The sequence below is a fragment of the Adhaeribacter terreus genome (assembly GCF_042657365.1).
Taxonomy (GTDB): domain Bacteria; phylum Bacteroidota; class Bacteroidia; order Cytophagales; family Hymenobacteraceae; genus Adhaeribacter_A; species Adhaeribacter_A terreus.
On the sequence record NZ_JBHSKT010000008.1, the window covers coordinates 76608 to 89599 of the forward strand.

11 protein-coding genes are annotated in these 12992 nt (G+C 43.9%); 4 read left to right on the plus strand and 7 right to left on the minus strand.

All coding sequences use genetic code 11. From position 1 onward, the window contains the following. Positions 1-17: 17 nt before the first annotated feature. Positions 18-950, minus strand: coding sequence for a DUF5996 family protein (locus ACFPIB_RS13655; protein WP_378018019.1), 933 nt, complete (start codon positions 948-950; stop codon positions 18-20). 337 nt (positions 951-1287) lie between these two features. On the opposite strand from ACFPIB_RS13655, the gene ppk1 reads away from it, so the two are divergent. Further along, positions 1288-3471, plus strand: coding sequence for a polyphosphate kinase 1 (gene ppk1, locus ACFPIB_RS13660; protein ID WP_378018020.1), 2184 nt, complete (start codon positions 1288-1290; stop codon positions 3469-3471). 119 nt (positions 3472-3590) lie between these two features. Here ppk1 and ACFPIB_RS13665 read toward each other — a convergent pair whose 3' ends face one another. Further along, the gene (locus ACFPIB_RS13665) at positions 3591-4478 is read right to left on the minus strand and encodes a Ppx/GppA phosphatase family protein (protein ID WP_378018021.1); all 888 of its coding nucleotides are present in this window, start codon (positions 4476-4478) and stop codon (positions 3591-3593) included. 113 nt (positions 4479-4591) lie between these two features. Between ACFPIB_RS13665 and ACFPIB_RS13670 the strand changes: the two genes are divergently transcribed. Next, the gene (locus ACFPIB_RS13670) at positions 4592-5512 is read left to right on the plus strand and encodes a methylenetetrahydrofolate reductase (RefSeq protein WP_378018022.1); all 921 of its coding nucleotides are present in this window, start codon (positions 4592-4594) and stop codon (positions 5510-5512) included. Between the two features lie 78 nt (positions 5513-5590). On the opposite strand, the gene ACFPIB_RS13675 is transcribed toward ACFPIB_RS13670, so the two are convergent. Then, a complete protein-coding gene (locus tag ACFPIB_RS13675) occupies positions 5591-6025 on the minus strand; it encodes a T9SS type A sorting domain-containing protein (protein ID WP_378018023.1) in 435 nt (144 codons plus the stop codon). A 174-nt stretch (positions 6026-6199) separates the two neighbouring features. Between ACFPIB_RS13675 and ACFPIB_RS13680 the strand changes: the two genes are divergently transcribed. Continuing rightward, positions 6200-7501 (plus strand): MFS transporter, encoded by a 1302-nt coding sequence (locus ACFPIB_RS13680; protein WP_378018024.1) that lies wholly within the window; start codon positions 6200-6202, stop codon positions 7499-7501. Between the two features lie 164 nt (positions 7502-7665). Here the strand turns inward: ACFPIB_RS13680 and ACFPIB_RS13685 are convergent, their stop codons facing one another. Beyond that, entirely contained in the window at positions 7666-8439 is a 774-nt protein-coding gene (locus ACFPIB_RS13685; protein ID WP_378018025.1) for an AMP nucleosidase, read from the minus strand. Positions 8440-8511: 72 nt separating this feature from the next. On the opposite strand from ACFPIB_RS13685, the gene ACFPIB_RS13690 reads away from it, so the two are divergent. Further along, positions 8512-8964 (plus strand): type I restriction enzyme HsdR N-terminal domain-containing protein, encoded by a 453-nt coding sequence (locus ACFPIB_RS13690; protein ID WP_378018026.1) that lies wholly within the window; start codon positions 8512-8514, stop codon positions 8962-8964. A gap of 105 nt (positions 8965-9069) precedes the next feature. Here the strand turns inward: ACFPIB_RS13690 and ACFPIB_RS13695 are convergent, their stop codons facing one another. The 3 genes from ACFPIB_RS13695 to ald form a co-directional block, all read right to left on the minus strand. Then, positions 9070-9558 (minus strand): hypothetical protein, encoded by a 489-nt coding sequence (locus tag ACFPIB_RS13695; protein ID WP_378018027.1) that lies wholly within the window; start codon positions 9556-9558, stop codon positions 9070-9072. Positions 9559-9762: 204 nt separating this feature from the next. After that, positions 9763-11658 (minus strand): LTA synthase family protein, encoded by a 1896-nt coding sequence (locus tag ACFPIB_RS13700; protein WP_378018028.1) that lies wholly within the window; start codon positions 11656-11658, stop codon positions 9763-9765. 94 nt (positions 11659-11752) lie between these two features. Further along, positions 11753-12877: an alanine dehydrogenase gene (gene ald, locus ACFPIB_RS13705; protein ID WP_378018124.1), complete on the minus strand. Its 1125-nt coding sequence runs from the start codon at positions 12875-12877 to the stop codon at positions 11753-11755. Between the last annotated feature and the right edge of the window lie 115 nt (positions 12878-12992).

Consider the following 12992-nt stretch of genomic DNA (forward strand, 5'->3'; position numbering starts at 1 on the left):
ATGCAGGACTTTTTTTATTACAGCTCATTAAGGGGTGGTACGCGCAATTCTTCAATGGGCCAGCCAGCCAGTTTTGCTCCAGCCAAATAAGCACTTTCCAGGAAATCCAGTAAAGCTTGTTTCGGATCCGGTTGTTTTCTGAAGTTTTCATAGCTCAGAAAAGCCATTGGGCTGCCGTTCGATAGTTGCCATTTTGCCGTTTCCGGTTCCAGTTTTTCGTTTTCAATTCCGGACGGTAACGGAAAAATATAAGAATAAAAAGCGGCTTCTCTCACCACATCATCGCCGGGCCAGAAACCAAAAGCCATTGTTTCATGCGAATAGGCATCCTTTTCTACGATGCTCATTTTGGAGTCTAAAGGCACTTTTTTGCCTGAAAAACGGTAAAATGTAAGGTCGAAATGGTGCCAGTATAAATGAACCGGACTGGTTTTGCCGTAAAACCGGCCACCAAATTCTTTAAATATTTGATCTACCTGCGTAAGCACGCACCAATATTTGCGCACCATTTCGGCGTCGTAGCGGTGATGTTCTCGATCTTCGGCAAAGGGAATTTTGCTTTTATTGTCGTAAGGTTTGGCCAGGATCTTTATTTCGAAATGCAGTTCCTGTAGAGCGCTGAAAACCTGGTTGTAAAATTGGGCCACGCTTAACCCTTCGTGCAACGGAATCTGGCGGCTTTTGCCTTCGCTGGAAATTACTTCAAGAACATGTTCTATAAAATTGAAATGTAGCTCCAGCGTGCGGTTTTTATAAGGCATGGCGCCGGTAGTTAAACCGCGTGGCGTTACGTAAAGCAACACATGCCACCAATGGTTTTTGCGCGGCATCAGTTTCAGCCGGATCTTACCTACTATCTGAATATACAAATGGAGCGTATCTTTGGTATCTTCCCAATCTGCAAGCGGCATTGGGGGAAAAGTTTCGGAAATGGTATGCGTTTCGGCCATAAATCTGCTTAGAATTCTGCTTTCTGTTTTACGTATAAAACAAGTTTAAGGCGGGAAGTTTTGAGAAATCAATGGGGGGAAACTGCAGCTTTCTGCGCTTGAAAATATTGCCAGATAGGGTAGTGAGTTTTTTTATTAAAAAGGATACCATTTTTATTGGGGGAAATCTGCCCGATAAAAGCTGAACCAAAGCTTTTTAGCCAAAAAACCTATCGTTTCTCGTATAAATAAGCTAATTTGCCTCAAACCCGGCCGCTGGGCTTTCGTTTAGATTTTAGAAAATAAGTTTATTCGCATGGTGTTGAAGAATCTTCGCGGGATTACCGAGAATTTGAATATGTTGATCAATAAAGTTTCCGAACAAATAAAGAGTAGCCGTTACATTAGCCGCGACCTGAGTTGGCTGCGTTTTAATTATCGCGTACTGGATCAGGCCAAAGATGCTGATAAAACGCTTTTCGACCGGCTGAAATTCCTGGCGATCACGGCTTCCAACCTCGACGAATTTTTTATGATACGGGTAGGAAGTTTGTATAATTATATAGACTACGGCAAAGAACGGGTAGATTATTCGGGGTTGCGCGAGCTGCCTTTCCGGAAGAAATTACTGGAGTTTGCGCACCGTTTTGTAAACGACCAATACCTGGTTTACAGCACCGAACTGAAACCACTGTTTGAGGAGAACGGCTTTAATATCCTGAAACCAACTGAACTTTCGGAAGTTGAAAAAAAGAAGGTGGATACGTATTTTAAAAAGACGATCTACCCGCTGCTCACGCCCATGGTTTACGATACATATCACGGTTTTCCGCTGCTCATGAACCAGTTGCTCACGTTTGGCGTGGTTACCAAAACAGCAGAAGATATAAAACAGAACCAGCGATTAACGTTTGTGCAGATTCCGCAGAACCTGGCCCGTTTCTACGAAATTCAGCGGAAGGACATGGTTATATTTGTGCCGATAGAGGAAATTGTGCGCTGGAAGATCAAGAAGCTTTTCCGCAATGTAGAAATAGTATCGGCCAATTTATTCCGCATAACCCGCAACGGTGATTTTACGCTGGAAGAAAGCGACGATATTGAAGCTGACTTTATTCAGGAGATCAAAATCAAACTCAAAACCCGTAAAAAAGGCCGCGTGGTGCGCCTGGAAGTAGAAAAGAATCATTCTTCTTTCATGATGAAACTGCTCCGCGAACGCTGGACGATAGACAACGCTAATATTTTCTCGCTAACCGGTCCGGTAGATATGAAAGGTTTCTGGCAAATTCTGAAGCATCCGCAGTTCCGGAACCGCATGTTCAAGCAGCCAAGCCCGGTGGCGCCGTTAAGTTTACCAGATAACAATACCGAGAACCTTTTCGATTACCTCAAGAAAAAAGATGTAATTCTGCACCACCCTTACAATAGTATGGAGCCGGTGATCAGGTTATTGGAAAAGGCGGCAGAAGACCCTTATGTACTGGGAATTAAGCAAACCATTTACCGGCTAGCCGATCAGTCGCGCGTTTCTGCGGCACTATTAAAAGCAGCGGAAAACGGCAAGCACGTTTCGGTTTTGTTTGAGGTGAAAGCCCGTTTTGATGAAGAACGCAACATTAAGGAAGGCGAAAGACTGGAAAAAGCCGGCTGTTTTGTGATCTACGGAATCAGCAAATACAAGACCCATACCAAAATGATGATGATCATCAGGAAGGAAGGGGAGAAGGTTACGCAGTATGTGCACGTGGGCAGTGGTAATTACAACGAACAAACCGCCCGCCAATACACAGACGTTAGTTTGCTTACCACCGATGAAGTTTACGCGCACGACGTTTCGGAATTCTTTAATGTAATTACCGGGCATTCCATGCCAGATGAGTACCAGAACCTGATCACGGCGCCAAAGGATATGCGCCAACAGTTGATCGAGCTGATAAGAGGGGAAGCCAGAAATGCAGAGCAAGGTTTACCAAGCGGTATCGTGATCAAGATCAATTCGCTGGAAGATAAAGCCGTGATCGATGAGTTTTATGCCGCTTCCAAAGCCGGAGTTCCTATTAAGCTGATCGTTAGAGGGATTTGCTGCATCCGTCCGGGTCGGGAAAATTTGAGCGAAAATATTGCGGTGAGCTCTATTGTGGGCGAATACCTGGAACATACGCGTTTGTTCTATTTCCACAATAACGGCGACCCCAAAGTGTTGGGTGGCAGTGCCGATATTATGGTGCGTAGTTTTGAGCGCCGCATAGAAGCGTTATTTTACATTGTGAACGAAGAACTGAAAAAAGAAGCGATCAATATTCTGTATTACAACCTGAAAGATAACCAGAACAGCTACATTATGCGCGAGGATGGTTCTTACGTGAAAAAGCAACCGGTTGGAGATGAACCGGTCTTTAACGCGCACAAGGAATTTTATAAAGTGAACGAAGATAATATTGAGCGGAGCTGCCTTTTCGAAGAACTGTACCCGGAAATAAAACTGAAAACAGAAACGATAAAAGATTTGGAGGAAGATCTGAAAGAAGAAAAACTTTAACTATAAAGCTTTCAGCAGAAAACGAAAATGCCCGGTAAAAACTACCGGGCATTTTTTATGCAATTTCCGATACCGTTTTCCCGACTTTTTCAGCCTGAAACCATACCGTTTTTCTGAGATCAATTATTTCGTTTGGCAACAAATTTCTCGTAAAGCGATTGCATCATCCCATCTTTCAGACCAACCGAAGGCACGATCATGCTTTCTACTTTGCTCCAGCGCATGGCAGCCAGGTAAATTTCTGCCGCCGGAACAATTACATCGGCCCGGTCCGGGTTCAGAAGCATGATGTTGATCCTGTCTTCCAGTTTCATAACGGCCATTTGCTCCACAATTTCTTCGATCTGCTTTTTGAAGATCGGCTTTCCGGCAGATTTGCCCGCCAGGTCGTAAATTTTGTTGATGTTACCACCCGTTCCAATGGCGCGGTTTACGTGGTATTTTTTGGCATTTTCCTTCACCCAACGTTTCATATTCGTCCAGATGGTTTCGGAATCGTTGCCCTGCATGTGGCGGATCGAGCCTGATTCGAACGATTGGGACGCTACTTTTTCGCGGTTCACGTAAATATTGAACTCCGTGCTGCCGCCGCCTACGTCTATGTGCAGGTAATTTTTATCGTCGAGCACATTCAGTATCACTTTGTTTATCAATTCCGCTTCGGCAACTCCATCGATCACTTCTATTTTCATGCCCAGCTTTTCCTGCACTTTCTGGATAATTTCGGAAGCATTTTTGGCGGTACGCATGGCCGAAGTAGCACAAACCTGGTAAGCCTGAACTTCATGCACTTCGATGAGTAATTTTAAAGCATGCAGAAAATTGATGAATTTTTCCTGCTTCGGTGCGCTGATGTAACCCGTATCGAAAACGTCTTCGCCGAGGCGCATGGGGTAGCGAATGTATTCAACTTTTTTGAAAGTAACGTGTTGGTTATATTCCAGCACACTCGAGATCTGGCAGCGAACGGCGTTGGAACCAATATCTATAGCAGCAAATTTTATCAAACCGGGTGATCTTATTTAGTGATAGAAACAAATATACGCATAAATTATTTTCGGTTTGGGCAGGCGAGGCCGTTAAATTACCGTAAAACGTGCATTGTAAAATTTCAGCCTGTATGCATATTACCAACCTTCTGAAACAAAATACCGGTCCGCAGTTTTCGCTGGAGATCTTGCCCAAACCAGGAATAACTGCAGAAGATAATCTGTTACGTTACCAGAAGATACTGGCGCGCAAGCCTCTTTTTGTTGACATTTCATACCACGCCGGCAGAAGCAATACGGGTTTTTCGGGTAAAAAGGATAGCGTTTTTTTGCCGCGCCCGAAGACAAAAGCGCTTTCTGAAATTCTGATCAATACATTCGGATTAAACCCGCAGCCCCATATTTTGTGCACCGGGTTTTCGGCGGAAGAAACGGAAACTGTATTGCTGCAATTGCATGCTTTAGGAGTGCGGAATCTGCTGCTTTTGCGGGGCGATATTTCTGTGCCAACCGAACAAAAGACCGGGCAACATGAATATGCTTTTCAATTAGTAGAACAGGTGAAGAAGTTGAATTCGGGTATAAACTGGCGGAATGAAAATGTGCCTTTTAACACGGATTTTTGCATTGGGGTAGGCGGATATCCGGAACCGGAAGAGAATTTTGAGCTGGCCATTCAGTATTTGAAAAAGAAAATAGATGCCGGGGCAGACTTTGTAATTACCCAGCTTTTTTTCGATAACCCCCGCTTTTTTACTTTCGAAAATGCCTGCCGTGCCGCCGGAATTTCAGTGCCGATCATTCCCGGGATCAGCCCTTTGGTTTCGTGGAATTTACTGCAAAAGCTACCTGATTTTTTTAAAGTTTCAGTTCCGGAAAAACAGCAGCAACAGATAAAAAAGTGTTCCTCAAAAGCTGAACTGGAAGCAGTTGGCGTGAATTGGGTGACGGAACAAGCGAGAGAACTTTACAAAAATAACTTTCACTGCGTGCATTTCTTTGCGCTTTCGCGTCCGGAAATTCTGGAGCAGGTGCTTAAAAAATTGCCATAAAAAAGCCGTTGGAAAATTCCCAACGGCTTTTTATTTATTTTATTCGAATTGATAACCTATAAATTCTCAAAACAGAAATTACTTTCGGATCCGGACTTTTTTCCAGTAAACGGTATTGGCCGATCTTACTTCGATGAGGTAGATGCCGGCATTCAGTTTTCCAACGTCAACGGGCTTGGCCATTGGTGCTTCTTCGGGCGTTAAGGCTAAGGCATAAAGCACTTTACCGTCGTTGTTTTTCAATTCCATATTAGCAGTGTCTTTCAGCGCTTGGGAGAAACGTAAACTGAAATTGCCGGTTTTGCGATTCGGAAAAAGGTTTATGCCGGAAAGTGTTTCCACACGGCTTTCAGGTTCGGCAGCGGTAATTTCTGTTTTCGATTCGGTTTTGGTTTTTACCGTTTCGGTTTTCACTTTGGTTTTGGTGGTTGTTTCTTGTGCATACACAGCTTGCGCGAATAAAAACAAGAGACCGGCCAAAAAGGAGATCCGGAATATGCTTTTCGTTTTCATATTTGTTATCGGGAGTTTAATACTGTTTTTGAGCGCATACGCTAAATTCGTTCCAAGATTTTCAGGCTTCGGGTTTTTACCTGAAAAACTATAGCGTTTTGTTAAAAAAGTTCTTTTTCAGCCATTCCGATTTTTACTTAACTTACCGCCTGCATTAAAATCTGATTCCTGAATATGGAAAAAAATAACCCGAAAGTGGCACGCGCCTGGTGTATGTACGACTGGGCAAACTCGGTTTACTCGCTCGTAATTACCACCGCTATTTTCCCGATCTATTATGTAGCCATTACCACGCAAGCCAACGGCACCGACTGGGTAAATTTTCTGGGCTGGCAGGTTTCTGCGTCGGTACTTTATAAATACGCGCTTACCGGTGCTTTCTTAGCTATTGCTTTGGTTAGCCCTATTCTTACTGCCATTGCCGATTACGGCGGAAATAAGAAGGCTTTTATGCGGTTTTTCTGCTACATGGGTTCGTTTGCCTGCATGGGTTTGTATTTTTTTGAATTGCAGACTTTTTCCGTTTCGGTGCTTTTGTTTATGGTGGCGGCCATTGGTTACAGCGGCAGTATTGTTTTTTACAACGCTTACCTGCCCGAAATTGCCACCGAAGATCAATTCGATAAACTAAGTGCCCGCGGTTTTTCATTGGGTTACATCGGTAGCATGCTGCTGCTTATTTTTTCGCTGGCGCTGGTTTTAACGCCGGCCACGTTTGGCATTTCTGATAAAAGCATGGCGCCGCGGCTGTCGTTTTTGTTTACCGGTTTGTGGTGGTTCGGCTTTGCGCATTACACGTTTGCGTACCTTCCGCAAAATCCTTATCACAAAAAAGCTGAAGGAAATTACCTGTTCAATGGTTTTAAAGAATTGCGCCATGTCTGGAATCAGCTTCAGGCTTTGCCGGCTTTGAAACGCTTTCTGCTTGCTTTTTTCTTTTACAACATGGGCGTGCAAACTGTTATGTACGTGGCTTCACTTTTCGGCTCGAAAGAACTGCATTTGCCCGACGATGCTTTAATCATTGTATTACTTATTATTCAGGGGGTGGCTATTGGCGGTGCTTATGGTTTTGCTTGGCTTTCTGCGCGCATGGGGAATATCCGGGCTTTAATGGTTGCGGTATTGGTTTGGGTGGGCATTAGCATTGCGGCCTATTTTATTACTACCGGAAACCAATATTACATGCTGGCCTTTGTAGTAGGCGCGGTTATGGGTGGTATTCAGGCGCTTTCACGCTCTACTTACAGTAAACTTTTGCCAAAAACTACCGACCACGCTTCTTTCTTCAGCTTTTATGATATCTGCGATAAAGTAGGTTTAGCGTTAGGTTCGCTGGCTTTCGGAATTACCGAACAGTGGTTTGGCTCCATGCGAAACAGCGTATTGGTGCTCTCGGTATTCTTCGTTTTCGGCCTGATCGTTTTAGCAACTATCCGGAGTAAGAAAACCGAACCGCAGCCGCATTTTGCCTGATAAAAACGCTATGGTTTCAGCCTGAAAAACTCACAGATCGCTTCGATAAATACTGAAAAGATCAAGTTTCAGAAGATCGAGCGGCTTAGAAATGGTATAGCTTTCTAACAAAAAAGCCTGGTTTGTTGCTGAACCAGACTTTTTTGTTAGAAAAAGATAGCGTTTTATTCGAAGCGCAAATGTTTTACCGATTCGCCGGAATTCATGATCTCCATAAGCGAATCTATACCGATCTGCAGATGCTTGTTCACGAAATTAGAGGTAACTTTCAGGTCGCTTTCGGCCGTTTTCACGCCATCCGGCGTCATCGGGTTATCCGATACCAAAAGTAAAGCGCCGTGCGGAATATCGTTCATAAAACCAACCACAAAAATGGTAGCCGTTTCCATATCGATGGCCATAATGCGGGTTTGGCGTAGGTATTCCTTAAATTCTTCGTCATGCTCCCAAACGCGGCGGTTGGTGGTGTAAACAGTTCCGGTCCAGTAATCGAGCTCGTGCTTTTTGATCATAGAAGAAACGGCGCGCTGCAACCGGAAACTTGGTAAAGCCGGAATTTCAGGCGGTAAATAATCGTCGGAAGTTCCTTCGCCGCGGATGGCTGCAATAGGTAAGATCAGGTCGCCGAGTTTGGTTTTCTTTTTCAGGCCGCCGCATTTACCCAGAAACAATGCGGCTTTTGGTTTTACTGCCGAGAGGCAATCCATAACGGTAGCGGCCATGGGGCTACCCATTCCGAAATTGATGATGGTAATGTTGTTGGCGGTAGCCGTTTGCATGGGTTTGTCCATGCCCTTAATTTCCACGTTATGCTGTTCGGCGAACATTACCACGTAGTTTATAAAATTGGTAAGCAGAATATATTCACCGAATTCGTCGAGTGCTGTGCCCGTGTAGCGGGGCAGCCAGTTGTTTACAATGTCTTCTTTGGTCTTCATAATATTAATTTAAAGCCCGGCTTGCGAAAGCCTGAGCCCGGTAATATACGGGGAATTTCGTATTTTTGACGCATGCAAGCATTAAATTTACCGGCTTACGATTACAAACTTAAAAAAACAGGTGAAGATTTATTCATTTTCGACCCTGTTCGGAAGAAGTTTGTGTTGCTTACGCCGGAAGAATGGGTGCGGCAGCATTTTCTGCATTACTTAACGCTGTACTTGCAATACCCCAAAATCCTGATCTCGGTGGAGCGGGGCATGCACTATAATAGTCTGCAGAAACGCACGGATCTGCGGGTATATTCGTCGGAAGGAAATCCATTGGTTTTAATTGAATGCAAAGCTGCTGAAGTGAAAATTTGCGCGGAAACCGTAAAGCAGGCTTCGGTTTATAACCAGACCTTGCGCGCACCATACGTCATGCTCACCAACGGCCTGGAACATTATTGCTGGAAGGTAGATTTTGTGAATTCGCGGTACGAGGCCTTGCAGGAAATTCCGGTTTTTGGGATGTTGATTTAGAAATATTTTCAACGGTTAGTATAAAAGGCGAACAAGGCGGAGCCGAAGTTTGATTTTTATACCTTGTTGGCAGGTGTTCTTTTAATCATTCCACCCATAGCTTTTCTATTCCTTACTCTCTGATTCATATTTTTCAGTTACCATAAATCCTCTGGAATAGCTTACAATGAAATTATTATTTTCTCTTAGTTTTTGGTAATCAATTCCTCTTACTGAGCTATAATGTTCAGGAAGTTTCCCTGTTTTATTTCTGATTTCTTCAATTTCTTTTATTATGCTCTCACTCCTAATTTTCTGTACTTTATCAACTGTAAATCCTACCATAAACTGAGAAGAGATGAATATTGGAAGTATTGAAAAGATAAAAAGAGCCTTGTCCTTACTAAAGTTTTTATTGAGGAGGGCTACTACCAAATATATTGTTGTAGCGATGAATAAGATAGCAAAAGGAATCAAAAGAAAAAACATTTCGATTACAACAAGTGAAGGTATAAAAGGAACTATCAATCCAATGAGAATGACCAGGATAAGTATAAGTCTTTTATTAAAAATTGTCCCTAAATCCATTTTTTCTATAATTTGAATTACAGCCAACTAGTATACAAACGTAGTAACTACGTTTATCCCCGCTATAACTGTAGGTTTTCCATCACTTTTTGAGCAGTTTTCCCTACCATTTTTAATTGTAAAATGAAGGTATATTGTTTAAATTCTAAGTTAGCAAACTAAAACGAGGAAACGGCCAACACATCTTGAGTTTTTTTCAATTAAGGCCCGGCAGTTTTTAGCCCAGAAACCCTAGCGTTTCAGCCAGAAATAAAGGTTATTCTCGATCAGGCCTTTGCGGTAATATTGCACCAGCGCCTTTAATTCCCGGGTGTATTTCTTTTCGAGTTCCGGGTTCGGAATTATTTGCGGTTCTAAACGGTGCGGGGCGTAATTAAAATAAGTTACCTGGTCGTATTCATTCATTTTGGTAACCAGGTCGGGGTGTACCAACACGTAATTATCGTCGGTATATAAAAGAGCGCGGCCGGCATTGGTGGTATCTAAAACCGAATTGCTGAACGGTAAAAGTTTGTTGGCAGGCAGGTCCAGGTAATCGGCAATGGTAGCCGGAATATCGGCGTGCTGCGTGATCTTAAAGAAATTCCGGACCGGCAAAACTTTGGTTGGGTGGAAAAGCAGCAACGGAATTTTAAACCTTCCCAAATCATTCTGGTACGAAGCATCCACGCTTTCCTGGGTATGGTCGGCGGTAATAATGAAGAGCGTATTCTTGTACCACGGTTGTTTGGCAGCGGTTTTAAAGAACTGGCGCAAAGCAAAATCTGCGTAGCCAATAGATTCGTGGATCGGTAATTTGCCTTTCGGAAAGCGGCCTTTGTACTTGGCCGGAACCGTGTATGGCTGGTGCGAGCTAAGCGTGAAAACAGTGGTTAAAAACGGCTGCTTTTGTTTGTTCAGTTCCTGCGCAAAATACTGCAGATAAGGTTCATCCAATATCCCCCAATGTCCGTCGAAATCAGCTTTGAACAGGTTTTTCGGATATTCACGCAAGCCATAATACTGATCGAAACCGGCAATGCGGGCAAAAGTATTAAAGCCCATGGTCCCGTTTTCGGCGCCGTGAAAAAAGGAAGTTGCATAGCCCGCATCTTTTGCAATACTGCCTATGCCATACAGTTGGTTGCTCTGAAAACTGGAAGTAATATATGGCTGATTCATAAGCGAAGGCAAACCTGCAAAAAGCGGGGGCAAGGCTTCAATAGATTTCCGGCCGTTGGCATAATGCTCCCGGTAAAAATTGCCCCGGGCAGCTAAAGAATCGAAGAATGGCGTGTAACCTTTGCCGTTGTTTTCCAGACCCGTGTATTCCGACGCAAAGCTTTCCATGATAATGATCACTACATTATCGCGCACCGGTTTTTCCTGCGATTTCCCTACCGGTTTTGGGTTAAATTCCAGCGCTTGGTATAATTCCGCATCGGTGGCAAAGTATTCTTTTGGGTCTAAAACCGGGCTGTTAATGCTTTTAATAAAGGTGAATGTTGTGTTCAGGGTAACGTGCCCTAAAACTGGCGGTTCCTGAATAAAGGCATTGGCCGGCCGCAGCGGTTTTAAAGCAGTTCCACCCCGAATAAATAAAATGCCAGCGCCCACCATCAGGATCAGCCCGATTATTTCAATTATTAAATGAGGTTTGGCGTCCGGGTTTTTCTTTTCTTTCGGATACCATTTTATCATAATGAAAAGGAGCAAAGCGCCTGCCAGCGGAAAATACCAGTAATTGGTGATCAACTGACCGGCCTGCGCCTGAATGTCGCGGGTAATGGTAAAAAGCTCGTTGGAAGTGCGGCGGCCAATAAATTTGAAATATTCCAGATCGATCAGGTTGAGGCAAAGGAACAGGAAATTGGTGATGATAAACCAGATCTTAAGGCCCAATTGGTACCGTTTCCACTGGGTAAAAGCAAATGGTAGCAACGAGAAAAAAAGAAATGGCAGGTTTACCATAAAAATGGCCGCCAGATCGAAACGGAGTCCTAATACAAATGCTTTGGCGATCTGGGCATTGGTTGCTTCGCTAAAAGTATCGAAATGCAGGGTTAAAAAAGCAGATCGCAGCAGCATATAAAACACCAGCAGAAAGCCTAAGCGTTTGAGTAAATTTCCGAGTTTGAGCCAGAACATGCGTTTTAGAAAAGGGTAGGGTTAAGCTATTAAAAAAACGAAAGCCTCTCCGAAAAATTTCAGAAAGGCTTTCGCAAGATCAATATTTATATAATTACGCGTAAGCTTCCATTACGTTGCTCAGGTTTGTAAGTGGCAGGTTCCAGGCATCAGCCACACCTTTGTAAACCACTTCACCGTTCACCACGTTCAGGCCTAAACGCAGTTCGTCGTTCTGCGCGCAAGCAGCCTGCCAGCCTTTATTTGCCAGCATGATTGCGTAAGGCAAGGTGGCGTTGGTTAAAGCTAAAGTGGAAGTGAAAGGAACTGCACCCGGCATGTTCGCTACGCAGTAATGAACCACATCGTCGATGATGAAGGTTGGGTTTTCGTGAGTAGTCGGCTTGCAGGTTTCGATGCAACCACCCTGGTCAACAGCAACGTCAACTAAAACGGTACCTGGCTTCATGTCTTTCAGCATGTCGCGGGTAATTAAGTGAGGCGCTTTTGCACCCGGGATCAATACCGCACCAATAATTAAGTCAGCCGTTTTGATAGCTTCTTTAATGTTGTAGTGGTTGCTCATCTGCGTTACCACGTTTGCTGGCATAATATCATCCAGTTCGCGCAGGCGGTTCAGGTTAATATCCATGATAGTTACGCGGGCACCGAAACCAGCCGCAATTTTAGCAGCCTGAGTACCAACAATACCACCACCTAATACCAATACTTCAGCAGGTTTTACACCTGGTACGCCACCTAATAAAATGCCGCGGCCTTTCAGTGGTTTTTCCAGGTATTTCGCGCCTTCCTGCGGAGCCATACGGCCAGCAACTTCGCTCATAGGAATCAGCAATGGCAGGGAACGGTCTTTTTTCTCAACAGTTTCATAAGCAAGGCAAATGGCTTTGCGCTCGATCATGGCGTGTGTTAATTCTTCGGAAGAAGCAAAGTGGAAATAAGTAAATAATAACTGGCCTTCTTTGATCAGGTTGTATTCAGAAGCGATCGGCTCCTTCACTTTAATGATCATTTCGGCAATGCCGTAAACTTCTTCTATAGTTGGCAGTATTACTGCACCAGCCGCAACGTAATCTTCGTCGCTGAAACCAGAACCCATACCGGCAGTTGCCTGCACGTAAACGGTGTGGTTATGCTTTTTCATTTCAGCCACGCCAGCCGGAGTTAAAGCTACGCGGTTCTCGTTATTCTTGATCTCCTTTGGAACACCAATTATCATTTCAGTAGTATTTTTGATGTGAAATTTGCGCAAAGATACAGTTGTTTCCGGTAATAAAATAGCAAAACCCGAAGGAAAAATTTTACCCGGTCCGAATTGCTAAAAGCTTGTTTTT

Coding starts and splice junctions, on each gene's coding strand:
- ACFPIB_RS13655 (WP_378018019.1), bottom strand. CDS start 950: ATGGCCGAAACGCATACCATTTCCGAAACTTTTCCCCCAATGCCGCTT.
- ppk1 (WP_378018020.1), top strand. CDS start 1,288: ATGTTGATCAATAAAGTTTCCGAACAAATAAAGAGTAGCCGTTACATT.
- ACFPIB_RS13670 (WP_378018022.1), top strand. CDS start 4,592: ATGCATATTACCAACCTTCTGAAACAAAATACCGGTCCGCAGTTTTCG.
- ACFPIB_RS13675 (WP_378018023.1), bottom strand. CDS start 6,025: ATGAAAACGAAAAGCATATTCCGGATCTCCTTTTTGGCCGGTCTCTTG.
- ACFPIB_RS13680 (WP_378018024.1), top strand. CDS start 6,200: ATGGAAAAAAATAACCCGAAAGTGGCACGCGCCTGGTGTATGTACGAC.
- ACFPIB_RS13685 (WP_378018025.1), bottom strand. CDS start 8,439: ATGAAGACCAAAGAAGACATTGTAAACAACTGGCTGCCCCGCTACACG.
- ACFPIB_RS13690 (WP_378018026.1), top strand. CDS start 8,512: ATGCAAGCATTAAATTTACCGGCTTACGATTACAAACTTAAAAAAACA.
- ACFPIB_RS13700 (WP_378018028.1), bottom strand. CDS start 11,658: ATGTTCTGGCTCAAACTCGGAAATTTACTCAAACGCTTAGGCTTTCTG.
- ald (WP_378018124.1), bottom strand. CDS start 12,877: ATGATAATTGGTGTTCCAAAGGAGATCAAGAATAACGAGAACCGCGTA.